The sequence below is a fragment of the Flavobacterium sp. P21 genome (assembly GCF_050632225.1).
Classification (GTDB): domain Bacteria; phylum Bacteroidota; class Bacteroidia; order Flavobacteriales; family Flavobacteriaceae; genus Flavobacterium.
On the sequence record NZ_CP192585.1, the window covers coordinates 705,433 to 728,750 of the forward strand.

Below are 23,318 nucleotides of genomic sequence, written 5' to 3' on the forward strand. Positions count from 1 at the left end.
TCAAACAACTTTTGATTTTGGACGCGCTTATCTTAAAAATTACAAACAAGCCGGAACGCCGCAAAATGCTTGTTCTTTAGGTTTAGAATATCGTGATCCTAAATTTTGGTGGCTCGGTTTTAATGTCAATTATTTGACAGATAATTATATTGATGTTTCGCCAATTTCGAGAACATCCCAATTTTATATTAATCCAGTAAATGGATTTCCGTTTTCTGAAGCAACTTCTGAACGTGGAAATGAATTGCTAAAACAGGAAAAGCTTAATCCTATAACCTTGCTAAATTTCAGCGGAGGAAAATCTTGGCGTGTCCATAAAAAATACATCGGGCTTTTTGCGAGTGTAAATAATGCATTGAATTTAATGTATAAAACGGGCGGTTTTGAACAAGCTCGAAATGCAAATTTCAGAGCCTTGAATCAAGATGTTTCGAGTGGAACGCCATCCTTTGGGCCAAAATATTATTATGGTTACGGCCGAACTTATTTTTTAAATCTTACTCTCGGTTTATAAACTGAAAACTTATTTCTCATGAAAAAATTACTTCTTTATTTTATTTCAATACTATTTTTCTGCGGCTGTAATAATGAAATCGAAACGCCAAAATTAGCTTGCACACAGCCTGATTTTACCGTAAATAAAACCGTCGAAAAAGTATATGAACTTTCAAGTCCGACTGCAAAAGAATATTCATATGACGATATTATAGAGGCTTATGTAGTTTCGAGTGATGAAGGCGGTAACTTTTTTAAAACAATTTCGTTCCAGACAAAAGCTTCTGAAAAAATCCATCAATAGGATTTAGTGTTCCAATTGATGCTTCAAATACTTATATAGATTATAGGTTAGGAAACAAGGTTTACATAAAGCTTAAAAACCAATTTACCGATTTGTATTATGGCGGATTAAGAATTGGAGATTTATATGTAAGCAATGCAGGTGATCCAACAATTGGAAGAATTTCGCAAAATGAAATCAAAAACGTTTTGAATGCTTCATGTACTATAATTGATGAAAATCAATTAGTCGAATCACTTTCCATTGAAAATGCTCTGAATGATTCAAAATTAAATACTTTAATTGAACTTAATAATGTTGAATTTACTGAAGAAGCTTTAGGTCGCCATTATTTTGAAGAGACCAATAATGTTGGTGGCTCAACAAATTGGAATTTAAGAGATAATACAGGAAATCAGATTATTTTTAGAACCAGCAGTTATGCCAGATTTGCAGATCATTTTGTGCCGGAAGGAAGTGGAAAAGTCCGCGGAATTTTGACCAAATTCGGATCTGATTATCAATTTATGGTTCGATTTGAAAGCGATATTGAAATGAACGGAAAAAGAAATGCGCCTTTTTTTGCAGAAGATTTTCAGTCGGTTAAAAACAATGTCAATTTTGTACTTCCGGGTTGGAGTAATATTGTAGAAAAAGCCACAAAACTATGGAAAAGTATGGTGTATTCAGGAAATGGATATGCCGAATTCAATACCACAAGTACAACAGCGGCCGAAAATGTTGCTTGGCTGGTTTCACCAAAAATTAATCTATCAGGTTATAAAAATGCAGTTCTGTCATTTAGAAGCGCACAACATGATTTAAAGATAGATTCACCTTTAAATACTTTAGAAGTTTATATTTCTACAAACTTTGACGGTTCAAACATAGCTAAAGCAAAATGGATAAAACTGGAAGCAAAAGTTCCTTCGCTTTCAACACCAGCACGACAGTTTATCAGCTCAGGAGGTATTGATTTATCAGCCTATTCAGGAAATATTAATATAGCTTTTAAATACATCGGATCTGGAAAAGATAAAACATTGAATGGCGCTTTCATGGTTGATGATGTTAAGATTTTTGGCGAAAAGTAGGTTGTGTTTCTTTGATTTTGACGAAGAAAAACTAATAGAAATTTGTTTTTGAGATTTAAGCTATTAGAATTTGTCAGAATTTTGTATTTTGGTCATCCCAAATTAATACAAATACCACATGAAAACCTACTTTATCGCCATCTTGATGATGGTCTTCCCATGCCTGATGCACAGCCAAGACCAGGCCGATGCCGTTAAATTAAAGCAGATCAACATTGTAAAGACAAATTACCAAAACTCAAAAGATGGTGAAATTGTAAACAAAACGTTTGTTTTTAAAGACGGAAAACTCCAAACCATTACGACTTCAGATGTTGTTCAGCATTTTTCTTATAATAAAAATGGTTTGCTGGATATGACCGTAAAAGACAAAGTTGGAAGCGACTGGAAAGAGGTCGTAAACTATACTTATGATGCAGATAACAACATTATCAAATTTGTGAAAAAATATCAGGAAGGGCCTGATTATATTACAAAAGTGGTGACTTTCTTTTATGAAGGAGCGCGAGTAAAAGTAACGACTAAAAAAAGTACGAATCACCAAAATTTAGTTGAAGATATTGAATACATTGTAGAAAATGGAATCATTGTAAGACGTACTTCACGTGACAGAAACAAACAGATTATTGGAAAAATCGAATATGTTTACGTAAACGATAATGTATCAAAACACAAAGGTTTGGTTGGAGATAAAATCTCTAAATCGTTTACTTATGATGATAAAAAATCAGTTGATCAATTAATTGTTCAGAGTCTTTTTGGAGACAACTACAAGATAATTGTACCAATGATTTCTTATCATGAAGAAGAATTTGCTTTCGAGTCGATTTCATACAATAATGAAATGAATTTTAGCCCATCATCAACTGCATTAGTTGCTGTAAGCAGAAAATTTAAATACAACAAACTGAATTTCCCTATTTCATGTTCTCAGATTGAGGAAAACGGAATTGTAAAAACAGAAAAAACTTTTATTTACGAATAAACAGTTTCAGATAAAATTTTGATACCATTTATGAATTAGGTTTTATTACCTGATTTATAAATGGTTTATTTTTTTAATTGAATTTAAAATTGAAATTCTATAATTGTAGGTAGCTTACAAATGATTAAATTTGTAGCTTATTTTAAGATATGTTAGAGAAAGAAGTTATAAATTTTGAGAAAACGGCCATTGTTGGTATCGTAACTCAAAACCAAAGTGAGGAAAAACTTAACGAATATTTAGACGAATTAGAGTTTTTGACTTTTACCGCTGGCGGTGAAGTTATTAAACGTTTTTCGCAAAAAATGGAACGCCCGAATCCGAAGACTTTTGTGGGTACGGGAAAAATTGACGAAATCAATCTTTTTGTAAAAGAAAACGGAATATCGACTGTTATTTTTGATGATGAATTAACACCTTCACAGCAAAAAAATATTTCAAGAATTATTGATGCAAAAATCTTAGACAGGACAAACTTGATTTTGGATATTTTCGCTCAAAGAGCCGAAACATCATACGCAAGAACTCAGGTTGAACTTGCACAATGTATCTATTTATTGCCAAGACTTTCTGGTTTATGGACACACCTTGAGCGTCAAAAAGGAGGTATTGGTATGCGTGGACCTGGTGAAACGGAGATTGAAACAGATAGACGTATCGTTCGTGACCGAATTTCATTATTGAAAGATAAAATCAAAACGATAGACAAACAAATGAGTATTCAGCGAAGCAATCGTGGTGCTATGGTTCGAGTAGCTTTGGTTGGATATACAAACGTTGGGAAATCGACCTTGATGAATGCAGTTGGTAAAAGTGAAGTTTTTGTTGAGAATAAATTGTTTGCAACTTTAGACACTACGGTTCGAAAAGTGGTTATTAAAAACTTGCCATTTTTGCTTTCAGATACGGTTGGATTTATTCGAAAACTGCCAACACAATTAGTTGATTCTTTTAAGAGTACACTTGATGAGGTTCGCGAAGCCGATTTGCTTTTGCATGTTGTAGATATTTCGCATCCTGATTTTGAAGATCACATTGAATCTGTAAATCAGATTTTGCAGGATATTAAAGCACATGAAAAACCGGTTATTATGGTTTTTAATAAAATTGATGCCTACAAACATTTGACCATTGATGAAGATGATTTGATTACAGAGAAAACCAGAAAACACTGGACGCTCGACGAATGGAAACAAACTTGGATGAGTAATGTTGGTCATGATAAAACATTGTTTATCTCGGCGACAAAAAAGCAAAATTTTGAGGAATTTAGAGAAATGGTTTATGAAGCTGTTCGCCAGATTCATATTACTAGATTTCCTTATAATAAGTTCTTGTATCCTGACTATAAGGATGCAATTGAAAAAGAAGAAGAATAAAATAGAAACGGCTTTTGATAAATTCAAAAGCCGTTTTTTATTTGCCACAGATTAAGGGATTTAAAAGGATTTTTTTTAATCTGAATAATCCTTTAATCTGTGGCATTTTTTTCAAATGTTTAAAAGAAGCCAATTGTTTGAACATAGCCCCGATGGAGGCGTTATCCTTGTTGGCCCGGGAGGGCAACAGCGAGATATAGCCGAGAGCGGGAAACCATGGTTATTAAAAAGCCTTTTGTGATGCTTCTGACAATTAAAATCCGAAGTTAATTCCTAAACCAAATACTTCTCTGGTTTGAAATCCTTGAAAGGCATTGTCGTCATAAATTGTTTGGAAAGAAAAATTTGCAGACAGAAATTTATTTACTTTCATGACAATGTTTAAGGAATAATTAATATCGACGTTTTGAGGATCTTCTAAATAGTTAGAATATAAATTCAGAGTGTTTTCGGCAGTTACATTGGTCATAATGGCTAGTTTATAATATACTGACGCATAGAAACCGAGCTCGTAACGCATGCTTTTGCCGGCGTCGACGCCAAAATAATATCCATCAGGATAGGGTAAGCCTGTCGCTGGATCAATGGCTGTGGTATAAGCATCGTCTACAAATGTAAATTTTGAGGTTAAGGGCGCAAAGTTGATTTTGAGATTTTCATCTTTTGACCAGTAAATACCGGGACCGGTTGTTAGATAACCCGGAGACATGAATTTAGTATTTTCGGTCCTGATTTCTTTTCCGTTTGCGTCTTGACCATAAATATATCCGGTTGTAAATTGTGTCCTAAAGTTTAGGAAATAGGAGTAATACCATTCTCCAAATGCTCTTTTTCCGACAACTGAATTGAATTCGAATCGGTCATCGGTTTTCTTTTCGAAATCGGCATTTTTGGTTTGTAATAAACCGTAGTAGGCAAGAACTTTATTATCCCACGTTATATCGTCTTTTTTGTAGTTGAAATCGTAATTGATTCCGAGTGTTCCTGAGAAGCTGTCTTCACCGCCGGCAATCCAGTTATTGAAGCTTGATTGATTTAATAAAAGTGATACAGTTCCCTTTGCTTTCCAGCCTTCTTTTTCAATGGTATCATTGATTTTTTTACGGCTTTTTCGGTATTTTGCGCTAGTTCTTTTTCGGTATTTTGTGCTTGTACAAAAGTAAGATTTGCTAAAACGAAGAGTAATAATAGGATCTTTCTCATGGTGTTTAGTTTAAGTGCATAGCCAAATATACTAAAAACCAATGAGATGTAAAGATGTGATTGCTTGTTATTGAAGGTTATTTCTTAGATTCTTTGTATAAGGGTACTGCAGAACATGCTTCACCATACATAATACTTCTTGCAAATGGTTGCAGATAGGTTGTAGCCAAAATATACGCACGCATTGGAACTGGTTTTCTTGAACAGCCTTTAACGATTACGGGTTTGCTTTTGTAAACAGAATAATCAAGTTTGCTCAAAATCTCTTCGTACAAGCTTGCGTCAAGATCTTCGATAGTTCCGTTTACCACTTTTTTAGCATAAGGAGCCAAATGAACACTTACTAAAATCAATGCCCAAGCCGGAATAATAGCGTCTGTACTGCAATGTACGGCAACATATTGATCTTGATATTGTGACCAATCGTGATTTTTTAAATGTTCTCTAAAGTCTTTTTCTTTCAATAAAAATCCTTCCAAAAGCCATTGCGAAATGTCAATTTGCACACGCATTCCTTTCGGATAATAATCTTCCAAGTCAAAAACTTCTAAAGCACTATTGGCAACTTTATTGATGATTTCTTCCATTTCTTTTTAGTTTTCAGTCACAGTTTTCAGTCACAGTTTTCAGTCGCAGTTGAGCACTGAGACTGAGACTGTAAATTGTATATTTTTTTAAGTAGTTTTTTAGTCACAGTTAAATGCTGTATACTGCGACTCTAAACTGAAAACTTTTTAAAGCATTCCTAATTCTAACTTCGCTTCTTCGCTCATTAAATCTTTGCTCCAAGGCGGATCGAAAGTAATTTCAACATCAACATCTTTGATGTTTTCGATCGTTTTTACTTTTTCTTCCACTTCTCTTGGTAAGCTTTCTGCAACTGGGCAGTTTGGAGATGTTAATGTCATTAAGATTTTTACTTCGTAATCTGTGTTTACCATTACATCATAAATTAATCCTAATTCGTAAATATCTACAGGGATCTCAGGGTCGTAAATTCCTTTTAAAACTTTTACGATTGATTCTCCTAATTCGTTTGTATCGATTTCTTGTTCCATTTTGTTATTTTTTCCACCATATAAGTTATATAAGTTCATTTAAAACTAAACTTAATAATTAATGATGATATTTGTTTTTTATGTTTAATCTTCTAGCCAGCGATATAACTCGTTGACATATGTTTTTTGGCCTTCGTGATAAATGTTTGTTACATTAAAGTTTATCATTAAACCAATTGGTGACTTTAAAAGTTTCATATAAGACATTAGTTTTGCAACATGAATTGGTATAATCTGATCGACTGATTTTAATTCAAGAACTAAACAATTTTCGATGAATAAATCACATCTTAGATTTGACTCTAATTCTAGGCCTTTATATTCTATGGGAATAACTAATTCAGATTTAAAATTGATTCCTCTCAAAGATAATTCTTTAATCATACATTGATGATAAATACTTTCTAAAAGTCCAGCTCCAATACTTTTATGAACTTCAATCGCCGCCCCGTTGACCTGATAAATTAAGTCCGTTAAATATTTCTTTGTTATCATCTGCCTTTTTTAGCAATAATAAGAAATAAAAAAGAAAGATAAAACTTACAATGTTTGTTTTCCACCATATAAGTTATATAAGTTCATTTAAACAGAATACTTAAATTTCTTATGTTTACCAATAAAATAAATTTATGCCTAAAACTTAAATTATCTTATATAACTTATATGGTTTAAAATTTCTTAATTTTTGTTTTTTGCATCAAATGCCAAAGCGTACATTTTGATGTTTTTGATCATCGAAACCAAACCGTTGGCACGTGTTGCTGATAAATGTTCTTTTAAACCGATTTCGTCTATAAAATCAGTATCAGCATTTATAATGTCTGATGCTTTTTGGTTGGAAAAAGCACGAATTAAAATAGCAATTATTCCTTTGGTTAAAATCGCATCGCTATCCGCTGTGAAAACAATTTTATCGTCGTTTTGTTCACCTTGCAACCAAACTTTCGACTGGCATCCTTTGATTAAATTTTCGTCGGTTTTATATTCTTCTTTAATTAACGGAAGACTTTTTCCTAGTTCAATGATGTATTCGTAACGTTGCATCCAATCGTCGAACATTGAAAATTCGTCTATTATTTCGTCTTGAATTTCTTTTATCGTCATAATTATTCTTTAGCAAAATCAGTAAGTAAATTGACTAATTTTTCAATTTCCTTTGGAGGAAAACCATTGTCGAAGCCTTTAGTTTCGTAGGTTTTCTGATTTTGAGTTATTTTTAAATTTCCAATTGCGGCGCCGTCATAAAAACGTTTTTCTGTTGGCGCTTTCAAATTTGGAATGTTTTCTAAATTTACTTTTGAAAATTCAGCTACAATTTGTTTCCATTTTGCATCATCAATTTTCTTTTCAACTGCTTGAGCATTTCTTCCATTGGTTACAGAAACCGTTTTATTTTCAACTATTATCTTCTTAAAAACACCTCTAGAAACTGCAGAATATTCCATTTTTGTTGTGGCCATATCAGCTAATTTTTGGCTTGAACAGCCAGTTACCATGAAGATTGTGAAGAATAAAAAAGATAATAGTCTCATAAAAAAGTTTTTAGCTTAACATGGTTTGTGCTTTTTTCACTGCTTCAACCATTGTGTCAATTTCTTCTTTTGTATTATAGAAAGAAAACGAAGCACGAATTGTTCCCGGAATACAGAAGAAATTCATAATCGGCTGAGCACAATGATGTCCGGTTCTAACGGCAATTCCTAATTTGTCGATAATTGAACCAATGTCGTAAGGATGAATTCCGTCAATATTAAACGAAACTACCGATGCTTTATTTTTGGTATTTCCATAAATTCGGATACCTTCAATTTCCTTTAGACGTTTTGTCGCGTGCTCTAACAATTCATTTTCATATTCATGAATTTTGTCAAAACCTATTTCGTTTAAATAATCAATTGCAGTTCCTAGAACAATTCCGCCCGCGATATTTGGAGTTCCGGCTTCAAATTTATGAGGAAGATCAGCATAAGTTGTTTTTTCGAAAGTCACTTCTTTGATCATTTCGCCACCGCCTTGGTAAGGAGGAAGTTTGTTTAGCCAAGCTTCTTTTCCGTAAAGAATTCCAGTTCCTGTTGGACCACACATTTTATGTCCTGAAAAAGCATAAAAATCACAGTCTAATTCCTGAACATTTGGTTTTAAATGCGGAACAGCCTGAGCGCCGTCAATTAAAACTGCGGCTCCAACTTCATGTGCTTTATCAATAATATATTTGATTGGATTGATTACACCCAATGCATTTGAAATATGATTTACAGTAACGATTTTCGTTTTGTCTGAAAGCAGTTTATCAAATTCTGAAATGATTAATTCTCCATTGTCATCAATTGGAATTACTTTCAAAACAGCACCAGTTTTTTCGCATAACATTTGCCAAGGCACAATGTTACTGTGGTGTTCCAAAGAAGAAACGACAACTTCGTCACCAGGTTTTAAAATTGAAGCAAATCCGTTTGCGACTAAGTTAATTCCATGAGTCGTTCCAGAAGTAAAAAGCACTTCGTGAGCATGTTTTGCATTGATGTGGTCTTTTACTTTTTCACGAGAAATCTCGTAAGCGTCAGTTGCTAACTGGCTTAAAGTGTGAACGCCACGGTGAATATTGGCATTGATTTCGTTATAATATTTTACTTCAGCATCAATTACAACTTGTGGTTTTTGCGAAGTAGCTCCGTTGTCGAAATATACTAATGGCTTTCCGTTTACAGTTTGTGAAAGTATCGGGAAATCAGCTCTTATTTTTTGAATATCTAGCATGTCTTATTTAGAAAAAATCTATTTACAAAAGTACTAAAACTAAATTTGTTTATACAGTAATTCTATAATTTCCTTTTATGATGCGATTGTCGGATGTTGTAAATGCTGATTCCGTAAAAATACTTTCGGTTTTCTGCATTATCCGGATTGGATTTATAATTTGAGTTCTAAAATCGTGAACATAAATTATTTATATTGCATTAAAAATATCTAACGCATCATGAAAAAATTTCTCAAAGTACTTTTGCTCGTAATGGTTCTTGCCTTTTTGTATTTCGGATTTACGACTTATCCGAAGCTTGATTTGATTTCTGGTTTTTCTGCGAAAAGTGTCGCATCTGGACATTTTATGGATCATCGCTCATTGGATTTAATCCAAAAAACCGATAATGATATTCATTTATTAAATCTTGCGACAAACACAATTAATGACGCTGGAAAATTTGCAACATCAGCAGTTTATGGATTGAAAGAAAGAAAAGCAATTTACAGAGATGGTTTAGGTGCTTTATTGATTAATGATGATTACGATATTTCAAAACCGTATTTGCTTCCAAAGAGGACAAAATTGGTTAATAATCTTCCTTTTCCTTACGGGAATAATGAACCAAAAGATACCGCTTTCGCGAATGTGGATTACGCAAAATTAAAAAAAGCAATTGATGATTCTTTTGATAAAGATGGGGGAAAAGCAAAACGCACGCGTGCCGTTGTTGTTTTATACAAAGACAAATTGATTGGTGAAAAATATGATACAGGTTTCAATAAAGACAGCAAAATTCTAGGTTGGTCGATGACAAAAAGTATTACAAGTTCGGCTTTTGGAGTTTTGGCTAAACAAGGAAAAATTGACATTTATAAACCAGCGCCAATCAAAGAATGGCAAAATGACGAACGCAAAAATATTACCGTAAACGATTTGCTTCACATGAATTCTGGTTTAGAATGGGAAGAAAACTACAGTACAATCTGCGATGCCACTCAAATGCTTTTTCAGTCTGAAGATATGGGAAAAGTACAAATGGACAAACCGGCGAAATATAAACCAAACACGCATTGGTATTATTCGTCAGGAACAACCAATTTATTATCCAGAATTTTAAGAAGCCAATTTAAAACCCAACAAGAATATCTTGATTTTTGGTACAGCGCTGTAATTGACAAAATTGGAATGAACTCGATGATTGTCGAACAAGACATGTCTGGAACTTTTGTGGGTTCTTCTTACGGATGGGCAACACCAAGAGATTGGTCAAAATTCGGATTATTATATCTAAGAAAAGGGAACTGGAACGGCGAACAAATACTGGACGAAAGTTGGGTAAAATACACAGCAACTCCAACGAATACTTCGGAAGGAAAATATGGAGCGCAATTTTGGTTAAATGCAGGAGGAAAATTTCCTGATGTTCCTCGTGATATGTTTTATTGCAGTGGTTACCAAGGGCAAATGGTGGCGATTATTCCGTCTTTGGATATGGTAATCGTGAGAATGGGAGTAAGAGAAGAAGAACCTGGATTTGATTTTAATGGGTTTTTGAAGGGGATAATTTCTTCTGTAAAAAAATAAATTATGAAGAAACTATTTCATCCAATTGTTTTATTAATAATTGGTTTTGTTTTAAATGGAATTGCTTGGTCTACCAATATTGGTCACCCATTTAATACGATCTGTTTATTACTTGGATTGGGATTGTTTTTCTTAGGTGTTATATTATCAATAATAAAAATTAGAGAATGATTTAACCGCAAAGACGCTAAGTAAAAGCGCAAAGTTCGCAAAGTTTTGTAATAAACCTTTGCGAACTTTGCGTAACCTTTGTGTCTTTGCGGTAAAATCTGACTACAAATCAAATCCTAAATTCACGCCTAATTTCATGGCAATGATTTTAGTAATTCTTTGTTTTAATTCTGGTATTTTAATGCTTTCGATAACGGCATTTGAGAATGCGTACATCAATAAAGCTTTAGCTTCTTTTTCGGGATTCCGCGTGACTGCATGTAGAACATGGCTGTTTCATCAAGCTGTCCAACTGTACAACCGTGAGAACATTTTACGTCATCTGCAAAAATCTCTAATTGTGGTTTTGCATTGATCGTTGCTTTGTCACTCAATAAAATGTTGTTGCTTTTTTGGAAAGCATTTGTTTTTTGAGCTTCTTTTTCTACCAATACTTTTCCGTTGAAAACTCCTGTTGAACGATCAGAGAAAATACCTTTATAATCCTGGAAACTTTCGCAGTTTGGTTGTGCGTGGTTTACCAAAGTATAATGGTCAACGTGTTGTTTGTCATTTAAGATCGAAATCCCGTTTAACGTACTTGTTAACCTTTCTCCGAAATGATAAAAGTTTAAGTTGTTACGAGTTAAATTTCCACCAAAAGAGAAAGTGTGCACATAAGCATGACTTTCTTGTTGTTGCGAAACGTAAGTGTTGTCAATTAAATTGGCTTCACTATTGTCGTTTTGAATTTTATAATAATCAACAATCGCACGTTTTTGAGCAAAAATCTCCGTAACAGAGTTTGTTAAAACCGGATTTTCATTCAAACTTTGGTGACGCTCAATAATCTGAACATGTGAATTTTCGCCCACAATAACCAAATTTCTTGGTTGAACCATTAAAGCAGATTCTGAACCAGTTGAGAAATACATAATCTCAATTGGTTTATCCGCTACTTTTTTCTTTGGAATATTGATAAAAGCACCTTCTATTGCAAAAGCCGTATTCAATGAAGTCAGACTGTCATCTTTACTTGCAATTTGATTAAAGTAGTTATCAATAATCATTTTATATTTTGGTTTGGTCAATGCCGATGACATCAAGCAAACATCGATTCCGTCATGCGTTGTAGAAGACAAATGCGAACTGAAAACGCCATCGATAAATACTAACTTGTATGTATCAATTTCGTGTAAAAAGTATTTTTTTACCTGATTAAATTCGATTGCATTTTCCTGCTTTGGAAAAACCGTAAAGTCATTTTTTAAGATGGCATTTAGCGATGTATATTTCCAAGCTTCTTCTTTTTTGGTTGGGAAACCTTTATTTTCGAAGTTTTTTAAAGCATTTGTGCGTATGTCATGTAAATCTGAATGTACATCGACACGCTCTTCAAAAGCCATAAAAGACGATACTAATTTTTCTTTTAAATCCATTTCTTTAGTTATAAGTTATGAGTTATGAGTTGTGAGTTTTTGCAAACTGTTAACTGTAACTGTAAACTAGTTTTCGGCCTTGATCCAATCGTAACCCTTTTCCTCAAGCTCGTAAGCCAATTCTTTTCCGCCAGATTTTACGATTCTTCCGTTGTAAAGAACGTGAACGAAATCAGGAACGATATAATCTAATAAACGTTGGTAGTGTGTAATTACGATAATAGCGTTTTTGTCGCTTTTTAATTTGTTTACACCATTAGCAACAATTCTTAAAGCGTCGATATCAAGACCAGAATCCGTTTCGTCAAGGATTGCTAATTTTGGCTCTAACATTGCCATTTGGAAAATCTCGTTTCTTTTTTCTCTCCTCCAGAAAAACCTTCGTTAAGAGAGCGAGAAAGAAATTTACGATCAATTTCTAATAATTCAGATTTTTCACGAATTACTTTCAACATTTCGTTTGCCGGCATTTCTTCTTGTCCGTTTGCTTTACGAGTTTCGTTGATAGCTGTTTTCATAAAGTTAGTTACACTAACTCCAGGAATTTCTACTGGGTATTGAAACGAAAGAAAAACACCTTTATGTGCTCTTTCTTCAGGAGCTAAATCAGCAAGATCTTCTCCGTCAAGAATAACTTCTCCGTCTGTAACTTCGTAGTTTTCGTTTCCTGCAATAACAGCAGAAAGTGTACTTTTTCCAGAACCGTTTGGTCCCATAATAGCGTGAACTTCTCCAGCTTTAACTTCTATATTAATTCCTTTCAGGATTTCTTTATCACCAATCGCGGCGTGAAGGTTTTTTATTGATAACATTGTTTTTTATTTTATATAAATGTCAATTCTATTTTTGTTTGTTGGTTTAGGATGTTGGCATTAAAATGCGCGTGTCCTAAATATTCCATGCCTAAATAATCGGCTGATTTTTGAAACGGGATGTAAAAACTATCTTCGATTTCATTATCGTGTGAGTTTGTAATCACTCCAATTTTCTTTCCTCTTAGTTTTCTTCCGGTTTCTTTTTCAATTCGGATTAAATCTGAAATCCTGTCGAAAAAGACCTTCATAATTCCGCTCATATTGTACCAATAAACCGGCGTTGCAAAAATTAAGGTGTCGTACTCTTCCAATATTCTTCTTATTAAAGGAAGAAAATCATCGTCTATATTTTTGCTTTCGTAATCGTAATACGAAATATTGTAATCACTTAGATTCACTACATCGATGTGATGCTCCTTAGAAATTTCATCCACAATTTTTGTTGTGTTTCCATTTTTCGGGAAGAACCTAAAATGATGACTTTTTTATTTTCCATTAATACTTATTCGTAATGTCCTTTCAGTGAAAGGATATTTAGTATTTCTATATTGTTTTCTTCGGTTATTCTGTAAATAATTCTATGCTCTTTATCAATTCTTCTTGACCATCTTCCTGCCAAATTATGTTTTAGTTGTTCAGGTTTTCCTAATCCTTCAAATGGATGAAGTTGAATATCGTCAATTAGTTGGGTAATCTTCTTTATGATGTTTTTACTCCCTGATTTTATCCAAAATTCTAAATCTTTCTTTGCTTTTGGAGTAAATACTATTTCCATAACTTATTAAGCTCTTCCATTGTCATTTTGATACCTCTTCCTTCAGCGATATCTTTTTCACCTTCTAAAATCTCTTTTACAAATTCAGGATTATATGGTTTTTCATTTTCTTCAATAATTTCAAAACCAAGAGATTTTGCCAGTGATTGAAAAACCGGAAAATCTTTTTTCTTTACATTTTTTAAGATGATGTCCATAATTATTTGCTTTTATTATCCTACAGAACCTTCTAAAGAAATCTCTAATAATTTTTGCGCTTCAACAGCAAATTCCATTGGCAATTTGTTCAATACATCTTTACTGAAACCATTTACAATTAAGGCAATCGCTTTTTCAGTCGGAATACCTCTTTGGTTGCAATAGAAAACTTGATCTTCTCCAATTTTACTTGTAGTTGCTTCGTGCTCGATTTTTGCAGTTGGATTTTTACTTTCGATATAAGGGAAAGTATGTGCACCGCAATTGTTACCCATTAATAATGAGTCACATTGCGAAAAGTTTCTTGCATTCTCCGCTCTAGGCGAAATCTGCACTAAACCACGGTAACTATTTTGAGATTTTCCAGCCGAAATACCTTTAGAAATAATAGTCGATTTAGTATTTTTTCCTAAATGGATCATTTTTGTTCCAGTATCAGCTTGTTGGAAATTATTGGTAACAGCAATAGAATAAAATTCTCCTACTGAATTATCTCCTTTTAATACACAAGAAGGATATTTCCAAGTTACAGCAGAACCTGTTTCAACTTGTGTCCAAGAAATTTTAGCATTTGTTTCGCATAAACCTCTTTTGGTTACGAAGTTGTAAACTCCACCTTTTCCTTCTTTGTTTCCAGGAAACCAGTTTTGAACGGTAGAATATTTAATTTCAGCATCGTCCAAAGCGATCAATTCAACCACAGTCGCGTGTAATTGATTTTCATCACGGCTTGGAGCAGTACATCCTTCAAGATAAGAAACGTAGCTTCCTTCATCGGCAATAACAAGAGTTCTTTCGAATTGTCCCGTTCCTGCCTGATTGATTCTGAAATAAGTTGAAAGTTCCATTGGACATTTAACGCCTTTTGGAATATAACAGAAACTTCCGTCAGAGAAAACTGCTGAGTTTAATGCTCGCGTAGAAGTTGTCTTTTTGAGGTACAACAGTTCCTAAATATTTTTTTACCAATTCAGGATGTTCTTTGATAGCTTCAGAAATCGGACAGAAAATAATTCCTTTTTCGGCCAAAGTTTTCTTGAAAGTTGTAGCAACAGAAACAGAATCGACAACAATATCCATAGCGACATTGTTCATCATTTTTTGCTCATCTACAGAAATTCCAAGTTTTTTGTACATCTCTAACAATTCTGGATCAACATCATCTAGAGTCTTATTAGGATCTACTTGTTTTGGAGCTGAATAATAAGAGATCGCTTGAAAATCTGGTTTTTCGTAACGAACATTTGCCCATTCTGGCTCGATCATTTCTTTCCAAGCACGGAAAGCCTCGATACGCCATTCGGTCATCCATTCAGGTTCTTCTTTTTTAAGCGAAATAGCTCTTACGATTTCTTCGTTTAAGCCAATAGGAAAAGTTTCAGATTCTATATTGGTATAAAATCCGTACTCGTATTCTTTAGTTTCCAGTTCGATTTTTAAATCGTCTTCGGTGTATTTGCTCATTATTTTTTTATTGTCTAAGTAGTTTTAAAGTCCAAAGTTCGAAGTCAATTTAGTCTTTATGACTTTACGACTTTCGGCTTTTGACTAAAGAGAAAATGATTCTCCGCATCCGCAAGTTCTGCTTGCATTTGGATTATTGAAAACAAATCCTTTGCCGTTTAATCCGCCTGAAAATTCAAGAATTGTTCCGGCTAAATACAGAAATGATTTTTTTCAACTGCGATTTGAATATCATTATCTACGAATATTTTATCGTCATCTCCTTTGGTTTTGTCAAATTTTAGATCGTATGACAAACCAGAGCATCCGCCACTTTTCACTCCAACACGTACGTAGTCGTAGGCGGCATCAAAACCATCGTCAGTCATCAGGTCGATGATTTTCTTTTTGGCTGTATCAGAAACTTTTATCATTGTTTTTATGGTATTTATCTTTTTCAACATTCCTTTAATATTTATTAAAAAGTAATCAAATTATTACATTTTAAAGTGCTGTCTGTCAATGTTGAAATGAAATTGTCTGCAAAGATACGACTTAAAAACCTTTTTCCATAACGGTTCACATTATTATAACAAATGTTAAAATAGATAGAAGTTATTTTGATGTTTAAAATTGTCAGAAAGTCCCGTTATTATATGGGAAATAAAAAGAAACTTACAAAAAAAGCTTTTGTTTGTTAGCTAATTATTAAGAGTCGCTGAAAAGAGTTAAAATACCGTATTTTTACCTATTTTTAATTTTAAATTTATGGTACTTTTGCAATAAATTATGATAAATCATGAAAAAAATTACAAAGATAGCTGGATCAAAGCCCTTTTTGCAATTATTTTTATTTTTGGCATTGGAGCCACATATTTGATTTTTAGCGACGAAACAAATGAGATTATAGATATGCCTAAAAGTGCCGGGCTAGAAATAATTGAACCAGTTTCAGAATCTATGGATCAAGAGAATATATTGGACTCTTTAAATAATTTGAAGTTGGCTTATGATGTTGCCATTTATGAAAAAACTGCACTTTCTGAGGAATTGGAACTTGAGAGAAAAAACATTGAGAATTTGATGGAAATCATCAAAGCATCAAAAAATCCTTCTGCAGAACAAATTAAAATTTACCGCAAACAACTTTCGGATCTAAAAATATCATTAGATGAAAAAGTAAAAGAGGTTAAAAAACTGAAATCTCAGAATAAAAACCTGCTGACCGAAATCGAAAGCCAAAATGTTGTCATGTACAAGCAAAAAGCAGAAAATGACACACTGATTTCGAAACAGAAAAAACTGGAATCAACTCTAAAAGATGCCGCAAAACTTTCGTTGAGCAATTTTAAAGTGACGGCCATCAACGAAAAAAGCTCGGGCAAAGAACAAGAAACGACTAAAGCGAAAAATACAAAAAAATTGAAAATAAGCTTTTCAGTAAACGGAAATTCGGCTTCAAAAAATGGCAAAAAAGTCTACTACATTCAGGTTTTAGATCAAAAAAATACTGTTTTGGGTGAGAATAAATTGATCGAATTTGGCAATGACAAAGCATTGGTTTACAGTTTTTTGGTGGCATGCGATTACCAAGGAAAATCGGCTAATGTTTATGGCGTTTTAAACGATGATCTAAATAAATTTAAGAAGGGAACTTATTTTGTCAATTTCTTTGACAAACAAGAAATAATGGGAAGTTCTTCGATCACTTTAGAATAAGTTCCAAAAAGTTTTGCACTGAATTTTTAGTTTAAAGAGTAGGATTTCCTAGCTTTGTTTCTTTACTAGAAATTATTTTTATGAAACTTTATCCAATAGAATCTGGCAATTTTAAGTTAGATGGAGGCGCTATGTTTGGCGTTGTCCCTAAAACAATCTGGAACAAAACGAATCCGGCAGATGCTAATAATTTGATTGATATTGCGGCGCGTTGTTTGTTGATTGAAGACGGAAATCGTCTTATTTTAATCGATACTGGAATGGGCGATAAGCAATCGGAGAAATTTTTTGGCTATTACTCGCTTTGGGGTTCGCATTCTATAGATAAATCACTAGCAAAATATGGTTTTCACCGAGATGACATAACTGACGTTTTTATGACGCATCTGCATTTTGATCATTGTGGCGGAAGTGTACAATGGAATGCAGATAAAACGGGTTATGAACCTGCTTTTAAAAATGCAAAATTCTGGACAAATGAAAATCATTGGGATTGGGCAACAAAGCCAAATGCTCGTGAAAAAGCTTCTTTTCTTTCAGAAAATATTTTACCAATGCAGGAAAGCGGACAGCTGAATTTTGTTGATCGACCAAAAACCGATTTTGGCTTCTCTAGCGAATTAGGTTTCGATATTTATTATGTCGATGGTCATACCGAGAAGCAAATGATTCCGCATATTAAATACCAAGATAAAACGATTGTGTTTTGTGCCGATTTATTGGCGACAGCTGGACATATTCCGTTACCGTATGTTATGGGATATGATACAAGACCCTTGTTGACAATGCCTGAAAAAGCTAAACTATTAAATGCCGCCGCAGATCAAAATTATTATCTATTCTTAGAGCATGATGCTCATAATCAAATTGTCACCGTAGAACATACTGAAAAAGGTGTTCGCCTTAAAGAAGTATTTACCTGCGAAGATATTCTTTAGATTTTTTATAAAAGCAAAAACTCTTGCTCATTCTTTTCAAAAAGCAGGAGTTTTTTTATTGTTTTTAATTAAGAAAAACCTGTAGTCATATGACTACAAGGTAAGTTATTTTTGGTTAATTTAATCACATGTTTTAGTTGAGGTAAATTCTTACAACTGTCATTGCCCCAAAGTTTTAGAATGTGTGAAATTTAACACAATATTCTTCAATTGATAGTCATATAAAGTTGCTTTTTAGAAATATTATAAATAGGTTTGTGCATCAAAATTTATTAATACTTAACCTATGAAAAAAGCAATACTTTTCGTTTTGTTCATGTCTTTTTTTGGTGTAAAAGCTCAAAAAGTAGACTTGGATCGTTTTTATTTTAATGTGAATTATCAAATTCTTCCGAAAGAAGGAGTTCCTTATGAAAAAAGAACTTATTCTTCAACAGTAAAATGTGGAGGGGCAATACAATCTTACGTTGATCCGGCTACTCTTAATGATAAAATTCGTATCGCTGGCTGGAAAAAAGTAGAAACTGGCGGTACCGTACAAATTGAACTTAACTTAGAAGATTTTGTTGAAAAAGGAGCTACTCCAGGAATAAGACCTGAAGAGAAAAAAGATAAAGATGGGAAAGTAATCAGCAGAAGAGATTACCATTTTGTAACAGCAAAATATGCAACAAGAGGTTATGCAAAGGTTAAAGGGCCAGTTACTCCAGTAGCTGTAGTTGCAAAGCCAGTTGAACAGGCAAAACCAGCAGAAGCGGCGCCAGCACCAGCAACTACAAATAGGTTTTTGAAAAATGCAGTAATCAAAAAAGATACTACATCAGCATCAGTAGTTGCGGCGGCAACAGAAGGTTTTAACTTAAGCTTTAGTGGAGAATTGGAGTATAAATCTTCAGAATATGAAACTTCGTCAGTCGCATTAAAAGATTTTTATATCAATAAAGGTGCTATTCGTGACCAAATGTTGAGAGATTTTGCAGATAAATCAATGAGTACTTTCAATTCAAGTGTTAATTCTACTTATGGTTTCAGAGCTAAAAGCGATAATGAAATCCTTTGGATTTTGGATGCAAAAAGCGACGAAGGAAAAACACAAACAGAAGCAATTCAGGCAGTAAAAACATTGTTCGCTACCATGAAAGCAGATGAACCAATTGATGATTTGAAATCTAACATGCAACCTTTGATTGAGTATTTTGATTCATTGAAAACGAAATATGCTGAGGACAATAAGCCATCTCGTAAAATGAGATATTCAGCATACTTTAATTTAGCTGTTATTTACTTAATGTTGGATCAGCCTGAAAAAGCTATTGCTGAATCTGAAAAATTGATCGAGAATGATTATGACAAAAATGATGGAAAAGCAATAATTGAAAAGGCAAATAAATTAATTGCAAGTTTTAAAGCCGCAAAAACAAATACCACACATAATCCAGCCCTTAAATAAAAAACTATGAAAAAAATTACACAAGTTGTTTTGTTGTTAATGCTTACAGGTATCAATCAAATTGTCAGTGGTCAATCTACTGGATGGTTTGGTAAAGCTACTATAAGTAATCCACTAAATTTAAGAGGTCCTGTGCCTCCAACAAATCCTGAATACGGAAATTACAAATCATATGAAATGATTTTAAATCTTGCACCAGGTTTGGAAAGCAGTATGAATAACAAAAAAGCACCATATTCTTCAGAGAAGTTTTATGAAGCTTTTTCGATTTCAGGTTTGAAAAAACAAAAAGAAGGCGAGTTTAAAGTAAAATACAATTTGACTCGTTTTGAACTTGTAAACGATGAAGAATATGTACAGACTTATTATCAAAAAGCACCAGCTTATTATATTGGTTTAGAGTCTAATCTTGAGATCACAGATAAGTCAGGAAAAGTAATCTATAAAAGATATACAACTCCTAAAGTTTGCATGTACGTTACAAATCCAACGGAAACTTATGAGAATTTGACATATAAAATCTTGACTGACAATTTCTACAGCATGATTGAGGAATTTGAAGGTTTCTATTTGTATGGACCAAAAATTACAAAGCTGAGATATTCTGATATCGAGAAAAAGAAAAAATCAAAATCAACATTTAATATTGAAGAATACAATCAGTCGCTTCAAGTAATGCCAACTTTAGTTGATGTTGACAGAGAAAACTGGGCAGATTTGTTTGGAGAAGCTCAAAAATTCTGGAAAGATCTTGTGAATTTTCAAGATAAAGATGATGAAGATTTGGCAAAACAAATTAGATTCAGTGCTAACTACAACTTGGCGGCAACTTATATTCTTTTAGGAAATGTTGAAGAAGCGTCAAAATATTTACCTGGAGTAAAAGAAAATGAAAAAAGCTTTTTGGGTATGAGAAATGATTATCCATATATGTCAACTTTAGTTGAGGATATTGAAAAATACAAAAAACTTACTGAAAAGACATTTACTATCGAGGCAATTCCTCAAGAACCAGTTTTGGCATCATACAAAAAAGCGCCAACAGCATTTAGATATGCAGAATTCCCAGGTGAAGTTTTAGATACAGATTCTAAAGTTTGGAAAGGTAAAGTTAGAATTATCAGTGATTACCCAGAGTTGGTAGATTTGAGAACAGAACAAACAGTATCTGGATTGAGATCTATGATGGATGGTATTGGTTCTGAAAAAAGTAGTGTTTACATCTATGTCGAAGGACAGAAAAAACCAGAAAGAACGAACTTGAAAAAAGTAGTTAATATCAAAGACGAAGAAGGAAGAATGTACATTGTGGGTAAAACAGGAAGAGGAGTTTCTTTGGTTTCATTTGACATGAACAAGCAAGAAACAAGTTCAAAAAGATATTCAATGTTCGAAGAAGTTAAAAAGGGTGGAAAAGTTTCTTTATATCATGAGTTCTTCCCACAAGATGCTTATACTTTGAAAAAACATGTTCAGGATGAATTTTTTATTCCACCAGTTTTCTTAGGAAGAAGAAAAGCATTAAAAGAGTATTTCTCTGATTGTCCAAAAATGATCGAGAACATCGAAAAAGGAGTTTACGATCACGAAAACAAAGAAACTTACATCAAAATGTTTGACGATTATACTGCATTATGCGGTAACTCTTAATTTATTTTAAATTACAATTGAAGAAAGAGCTGTCATTTATGACGGCTCTTTTTTTGTGCCAAAGTTTTAATCTAATTTCCATCCAAAAGTAGTCTGGAAGACATAATCATCTTTTGATGCTCCAGGTTTTGGTTTATTATCGTAGTTGTAAACAAAAGAGAGCTTGATGAAAAAATCCAAAGGCAAATCATATTTAGTATCTAAAGAAAAATCAGTACGAACCCTTTTGCTTTCTGTTATACTCGGAAAAACAGTTGCTTTTGTCTGAATACTGAAATCTCCAATATCGTACAGGTTAAAATCGGTTCCAACAAAAAGCTCTAAACTTTTATTGGGCTCGCTGGTATCTTTGAATTTTTCGTGGTTAAAAGACAAGCCAGATGCAACTCCCCAATATCTTTTATTACTATGCATTAGATATTTTCCATAACCTGCTTTTGAAATGACTCGCAAATCAATATCTTGTTCGGTATTTGATAAAGTGCTTACTGATAATGGAATGAAATAATCTTTTGGAAGCAAATGAACATAACTTATTTCGGAATCAATTCTGCGGATGGGATCGCTGTCATCTTGAATAGATTGCAAGTGTTTGTACATTGCCGTACCGTACCATCTTTTAGCTGTGTAGCCTAAGTTTACATTTGCGGTTAATTGCTGGAGATTTTGAGCTTTAGTCAATTTTATTCCGACATCAAAACTGGCATCAAGTCTATCCCAAAAGCTTTCGTCAACAGGTTTTATATATACAATATCACTAAGATCAATTATGGATTTTGTTTGCGTTTCGACATCGGTAATTTCGCATTTATTGGGCGCTTTGGTTTTTGAAATTTTTCCATTTAAGAGAACTCCATTGATCAAATTGATAATATGAATTCTTTCCGAGCCAATGTTTTTTACATGTTTCCATTCCAGTTTAAAATCATCTTTACTGTAATCGGTTTCAATTTGAACGACACCTTTGTTCATTATTTTTATTTCGCCAACAATGATGTCATTGTTTTTCAGTACTAATGTATCAGAAGTCTGTGCACTGGCTTTGAAGAAAAATAAAAGAAAAAATAAAAGAATGATTTTCTTCATATCGGTTTTTATTTCTTTGGTTTTCAGCTTGTCATATTAAAGTTAGAAATAAAAATGCAATGAAAATCAGAAATATAAAAAAATCCCATTTTCAGTATGTCGAAAATGGGATATTTCACTAATTCTATTTTTGAAATTTTAGTTGGTTTTAAATTTCCAAACTTGACCGACAGTTTCTCCGCCTTTGCCATCTTTTACAACGACTTTCCAGAAATACTGTTTTGCAGGTTCTACCGTAACATCAATTGTATTGCTTGCTTTGTTTTCACTTATTTTTGAAGTTGGCGGATTTGCCGTTCCAAAGTAAACATCATAAGTTAAAGCATCTGCTGTATCAACATCAGAAGCTGTCCATTTCAGCGTTGCAGTCGTGGTGCTTAAAGCAGTATTTAAAACTGGAGCAACTAATTCTGGAGCAAAGGGCAAATGATTTACTACAGCATCTCCAGAAGTGTAAAATTTAAAAATTGATGAATAAGCACTTGCTAATCCTTTAGCATCAGTAGCCTTAATTCTCCAGTAATAAGCAGTATTTTTGCTCAAAACAAAAGAGGTAACGTTGTCTGCGCCATCAAAAGTTTTCTCGATTTGAGTAAAAGCATTGTCTTTTGCAACTTGAATTTGATAGGTTATGGCATCTTTATTTTCATCCGTAGATTTATTCCATTGAAAAGAAACGGTATTGTCCTGGCACAATTTGTTATCGGCTGGAGAAGTCAATACTGGAACGCTTGGTGCCACGTTTACAGCGGGTGTATCCGGATCATCTGAACCACCTCCGCAAGAAATAAATAAAGCACTGATTAGTGAAAGATATATAAGATTCTTCAT

23 protein-coding genes and 5 pseudogenes are annotated in these 23,318 nt (G+C 33.3%); 11 read left to right on the top strand and 17 right to left on the bottom strand.

The genetic code is table 11. The annotated features are described in order from the left end of the window. Window positions 1–133 precede the first annotated feature (133 nt). From ACQ9BO_RS03465 to hflX, 5 genes are all read left to right on the top strand, one after another. Window positions 134–514: a hypothetical protein gene (locus ACQ9BO_RS03465; protein WP_431243643.1), complete on the top strand. Its 381-nt coding sequence runs from the start codon at window positions 134–136 to the stop codon at window positions 512–514. Window positions 515–532: 18 nt separating this feature from the next. Further along, complete coding sequence (locus ACQ9BO_RS03470) at window positions 533–799, top strand: DUF5689 domain-containing protein (protein WP_431243644.1); 267 nt, start codon at window positions 533–535, stop codon at window positions 797–799. Window positions 800–834: 35 nt separating this feature from the next. Further along, window positions 835–1,872 (top strand): DUF5689 domain-containing protein, encoded by a 1,038-nt coding sequence (locus tag ACQ9BO_RS03475; protein WP_431245059.1) that lies wholly within the window; start codon window positions 835–837, stop codon window positions 1,870–1,872. A 118-nt stretch (window positions 1,873–1,990) separates the two neighbouring features. Beyond that, on the top strand, window positions 1,991–2,857 hold the full coding sequence (locus ACQ9BO_RS03480) for a hypothetical protein (RefSeq protein WP_431243645.1): 867 nt from the start codon (window positions 1,991–1,993) through the stop codon (window positions 2,855–2,857). 149 nt (window positions 2,858–3,006) lie between these two features. Beyond that, window positions 3,007–4,236 (top strand): GTPase HflX, encoded by a 1,230-nt coding sequence (hflX, locus tag ACQ9BO_RS03485; protein ID WP_431243646.1) that lies wholly within the window; start codon window positions 3,007–3,009, stop codon window positions 4,234–4,236. Window positions 4,237–4,489: 253 nt separating this feature from the next. Here the strand turns inward: hflX and ACQ9BO_RS03490 are convergent, their stop codons facing one another. From ACQ9BO_RS03490 to ACQ9BO_RS03525, 8 genes and pseudogenes are all read right to left on the bottom strand, one after another. Then, window positions 4,490–4,945: a hypothetical protein gene (locus tag ACQ9BO_RS03490; protein WP_431243647.1), complete on the bottom strand. Its 456-nt coding sequence runs from the start codon at window positions 4,943–4,945 to the stop codon at window positions 4,490–4,492. 114 nt (window positions 4,946–5,059) lie between these two features. After that, window positions 5,060–5,425, bottom strand: a pseudogene (locus tag ACQ9BO_RS03495) (DUF3078 domain-containing protein); the annotation flags it as partial. A gap of 91 nt (window positions 5,426–5,516) precedes the next feature. Continuing rightward, window positions 5,517–6,026: a DUF2480 family protein gene (locus ACQ9BO_RS03500; RefSeq protein WP_431243648.1), complete on the bottom strand. Its 510-nt coding sequence runs from the start codon at window positions 6,024–6,026 to the stop codon at window positions 5,517–5,519. Window positions 6,027–6,173: 147 nt separating this feature from the next. Next, complete coding sequence (locus ACQ9BO_RS03505; RefSeq protein ID WP_017494560.1) at window positions 6,174–6,497, bottom strand: SUF system Fe-S cluster assembly protein; 324 nt, start codon at window positions 6,495–6,497, stop codon at window positions 6,174–6,176. Window positions 6,498–6,581: 84 nt separating this feature from the next. Next, complete coding sequence (locus tag ACQ9BO_RS03510) at window positions 6,582–6,992, bottom strand: GxxExxY protein (RefSeq protein ID WP_431243649.1); 411 nt, start codon at window positions 6,990–6,992, stop codon at window positions 6,582–6,584. Window positions 6,993–7,175: 183 nt separating this feature from the next. Beyond that, window positions 7,176–7,601, bottom strand: coding sequence for a SufE family protein (locus ACQ9BO_RS03515; protein WP_431243650.1), 426 nt, complete (start codon window positions 7,599–7,601; stop codon window positions 7,176–7,178). 2 nt (window positions 7,602–7,603) lie between these two features. Beyond that, window positions 7,604–8,029 carry a hypothetical protein gene (locus ACQ9BO_RS03520; RefSeq protein WP_431243651.1) on the bottom strand — a complete coding sequence of 142 codons (426 nt, stop codon included), beginning with the start codon at window positions 8,027–8,029 and terminating at the stop codon, window positions 7,604–7,606. A 10-nt stretch (window positions 8,030–8,039) separates the two neighbouring features. Continuing rightward, window positions 8,040–9,254, bottom strand: a complete 1,215-nt coding sequence (locus tag ACQ9BO_RS03525; protein WP_431243652.1) for an aminotransferase class V-fold PLP-dependent enzyme — start codon at window positions 9,252–9,254, stop codon at window positions 8,040–8,042. Between the two features lie 220 nt (window positions 9,255–9,474). Here ACQ9BO_RS03525 and ACQ9BO_RS03530 point away from each other — a divergent pair, with 220 nt between their 5' ends. Both ACQ9BO_RS03530 and ACQ9BO_RS03535 read left to right on the top strand, forming a co-directional pair. Then, window positions 9,475–10,824: a serine hydrolase domain-containing protein gene (locus ACQ9BO_RS03530; RefSeq protein ID WP_431243653.1), complete on the top strand. Its 1,350-nt coding sequence runs from the start codon at window positions 9,475–9,477 to the stop codon at window positions 10,822–10,824. Between the two features lie 3 nt (window positions 10,825–10,827). Beyond that, window positions 10,828–10,995 carry a hypothetical protein gene (locus tag ACQ9BO_RS03535; protein WP_431243654.1) on the top strand — a complete coding sequence of 56 codons (168 nt, stop codon included), beginning with the start codon at window positions 10,828–10,830 and terminating at the stop codon, window positions 10,993–10,995. 102 nt (window positions 10,996–11,097) lie between these two features. Here the strand turns inward: ACQ9BO_RS03535 and sufD are convergent. The 7 genes and pseudogenes from sufD to ACQ9BO_RS03570 all read right to left on the bottom strand — a co-directional run bounded on the left by sufD (window position 11,098) and on the right by ACQ9BO_RS03570 (window position 16,078). Further along, a pseudogene (gene sufD, locus ACQ9BO_RS03540) lies at window positions 11,098–12,413 on the bottom strand (Fe-S cluster assembly protein SufD). Window positions 12,414–12,479: 66 nt separating this feature from the next. Next, a pseudogene (gene sufC / locus ACQ9BO_RS03545) lies at window positions 12,480–13,225 on the bottom strand (Fe-S cluster assembly ATPase SufC). Window positions 13,226–13,236: 11 nt separating this feature from the next. Then, window positions 13,237–13,662: a flavodoxin family protein gene (locus ACQ9BO_RS03550; RefSeq protein ID WP_431243655.1), complete on the bottom strand. Its 426-nt coding sequence runs from the start codon at window positions 13,660–13,662 to the stop codon at window positions 13,237–13,239. 68 nt (window positions 13,663–13,730) lie between these two features. Beyond that, window positions 13,731–14,003 (bottom strand): Txe/YoeB family addiction module toxin, encoded by a 273-nt coding sequence (locus ACQ9BO_RS03555; RefSeq protein ID WP_315243109.1) that lies wholly within the window; start codon window positions 14,001–14,003, stop codon window positions 13,731–13,733. Then, window positions 13,994–14,200, bottom strand: a complete 207-nt coding sequence (locus ACQ9BO_RS03560; RefSeq protein WP_431243656.1) for a DUF2683 family protein — start codon at window positions 14,198–14,200, stop codon at window positions 13,994–13,996. The genes ACQ9BO_RS03555 and ACQ9BO_RS03560 overlap by 10 nt, the downstream gene beginning before the upstream one ends. 15 nt (window positions 14,201–14,215) lie before the next feature. Beyond that, window positions 14,216–15,665, bottom strand: a pseudogene (gene sufB, locus ACQ9BO_RS03565) (Fe-S cluster assembly protein SufB). 84 nt (window positions 15,666–15,749) lie between these two features. After that, a pseudogene (locus ACQ9BO_RS03570) lies at window positions 15,750–16,078 on the bottom strand (HesB/IscA family protein). 355 nt (window positions 16,079–16,433) lie between these two features. Here ACQ9BO_RS03570 and ACQ9BO_RS03575 point away from each other — a divergent pair. The 4 genes from ACQ9BO_RS03575 to ACQ9BO_RS03590 all read left to right on the top strand — a co-directional run bounded on the left by ACQ9BO_RS03575 (window position 16,434) and on the right by ACQ9BO_RS03590 (window position 21,401). After that, window positions 16,434–17,363, top strand: coding sequence for a hypothetical protein (locus tag ACQ9BO_RS03575; protein ID WP_431243657.1), 930 nt, complete (start codon window positions 16,434–16,436; stop codon window positions 17,361–17,363). A gap of 80 nt (window positions 17,364–17,443) precedes the next feature. After that, window positions 17,444–18,301: an MBL fold metallo-hydrolase gene (locus tag ACQ9BO_RS03580; RefSeq protein WP_431243658.1), complete on the top strand. Its 858-nt coding sequence runs from the start codon at window positions 17,444–17,446 to the stop codon at window positions 18,299–18,301. Between the two features lie 286 nt (window positions 18,302–18,587). Further along, the gene (locus ACQ9BO_RS03585) at window positions 18,588–19,751 is read left to right on the top strand and encodes a hypothetical protein (RefSeq protein WP_431243659.1); all 1,164 of its coding nucleotides are present in this window, start codon (window positions 18,588–18,590) and stop codon (window positions 19,749–19,751) included. Between the two features lie 6 nt (window positions 19,752–19,757). Further along, window positions 19,758–21,401 carry a hypothetical protein gene (locus ACQ9BO_RS03590; RefSeq protein WP_431243660.1) on the top strand — a complete coding sequence of 548 codons (1,644 nt, stop codon included), beginning with the start codon at window positions 19,758–19,760 and terminating at the stop codon, window positions 21,399–21,401. 66 nt (window positions 21,402–21,467) lie between these two features. On the opposite strand, the gene ACQ9BO_RS03595 is transcribed toward ACQ9BO_RS03590, so the two are convergent. Both ACQ9BO_RS03595 and ACQ9BO_RS03600 read right to left on the bottom strand, forming a co-directional pair. Then, window positions 21,468–22,487 carry a DUF481 domain-containing protein gene (locus tag ACQ9BO_RS03595; RefSeq protein ID WP_431243661.1) on the bottom strand — a complete coding sequence of 340 codons (1,020 nt, stop codon included), beginning with the start codon at window positions 22,485–22,487 and terminating at the stop codon, window positions 21,468–21,470. 138 nt (window positions 22,488–22,625) lie between these two features. Continuing rightward, complete coding sequence (locus ACQ9BO_RS03600; protein WP_431243662.1) at window positions 22,626–23,318, bottom strand: hypothetical protein; 693 nt, start codon at window positions 23,316–23,318, stop codon at window positions 22,626–22,628.

Coding starts and splice junctions, on each gene's coding strand:
- ACQ9BO_RS03470 (WP_431243644.1), top strand. CDS start 533: ATGAAAAAATTACTTCTTTATTTTATTTCAATACTATTTTTCTGCGGC.
- ACQ9BO_RS03480 (WP_431243645.1), top strand. CDS start 1,991: ATGAAAACCTACTTTATCGCCATCTTGATGATGGTCTTCCCATGCCTG.
- hflX (WP_431243646.1), top strand. CDS start 3,007: ATGTTAGAGAAAGAAGTTATAAATTTTGAGAAAACGGCCATTGTTGGT.
- ACQ9BO_RS03490 (WP_431243647.1), bottom strand. CDS start 4,945: ATGTCTCCGGGTTATCTAACAACCGGTCCCGGTATTTACTGGTCAAAA.
- ACQ9BO_RS03500 (WP_431243648.1), bottom strand. CDS start 6,026: ATGGAAGAAATCATCAATAAAGTTGCCAATAGTGCTTTAGAAGTTTTT.
- ACQ9BO_RS03505 (WP_017494560.1), bottom strand. CDS start 6,497: ATGGAACAAGAAATCGATACAAACGAATTAGGAGAATCAATCGTAAAA.
- ACQ9BO_RS03510 (WP_431243649.1), bottom strand. CDS start 6,992: ATGATAACAAAGAAATATTTAACGGACTTAATTTATCAGGTCAACGGG.
- ACQ9BO_RS03515 (WP_431243650.1), bottom strand. CDS start 7,601: ATGACGATAAAAGAAATTCAAGACGAAATAATAGACGAATTTTCAATG.
- ACQ9BO_RS03520 (WP_431243651.1), bottom strand. CDS start 8,029: ATGAGACTATTATCTTTTTTATTCTTCACAATCTTCATGGTAACTGGC.
- ACQ9BO_RS03525 (WP_431243652.1), bottom strand. CDS start 9,254: ATGCTAGATATTCAAAAAATAAGAGCTGATTTCCCGATACTTTCACAA.
- ACQ9BO_RS03530 (WP_431243653.1), top strand. CDS start 9,475: ATGAAAAAATTTCTCAAAGTACTTTTGCTCGTAATGGTTCTTGCCTTT.
- ACQ9BO_RS03535 (WP_431243654.1), top strand. CDS start 10,828: ATGAAGAAACTATTTCATCCAATTGTTTTATTAATAATTGGTTTTGTT.
- ACQ9BO_RS03555 (WP_315243109.1), bottom strand. CDS start 14,003: ATGGAAATAGTATTTACTCCAAAAGCAAAGAAAGATTTAGAATTTTGG.
- ACQ9BO_RS03560 (WP_431243656.1), bottom strand. CDS start 14,200: ATGGACATCATCTTAAAAAATGTAAAGAAAAAAGATTTTCCGGTTTTT.
- ACQ9BO_RS03575 (WP_431243657.1), top strand. CDS start 16,434: ATGATAAATCATGAAAAAAATTACAAAGATAGCTGGATCAAAGCCCTT.
- ACQ9BO_RS03580 (WP_431243658.1), top strand. CDS start 17,444: ATGAAACTTTATCCAATAGAATCTGGCAATTTTAAGTTAGATGGAGGC.
- ACQ9BO_RS03585 (WP_431243659.1), top strand. CDS start 18,588: ATGAAAAAAGCAATACTTTTCGTTTTGTTCATGTCTTTTTTTGGTGTA.
- ACQ9BO_RS03590 (WP_431243660.1), top strand. CDS start 19,758: ATGAAAAAAATTACACAAGTTGTTTTGTTGTTAATGCTTACAGGTATC.
- ACQ9BO_RS03595 (WP_431243661.1), bottom strand. CDS start 22,487: ATGAAGAAAATCATTCTTTTATTTTTTCTTTTATTTTTCTTCAAAGCC.
- ACQ9BO_RS03600 (WP_431243662.1), bottom strand. CDS start 23,318: ATGAAGAATCTTATATATCTTTCACTAATCAGTGCTTTATTTATTTCT.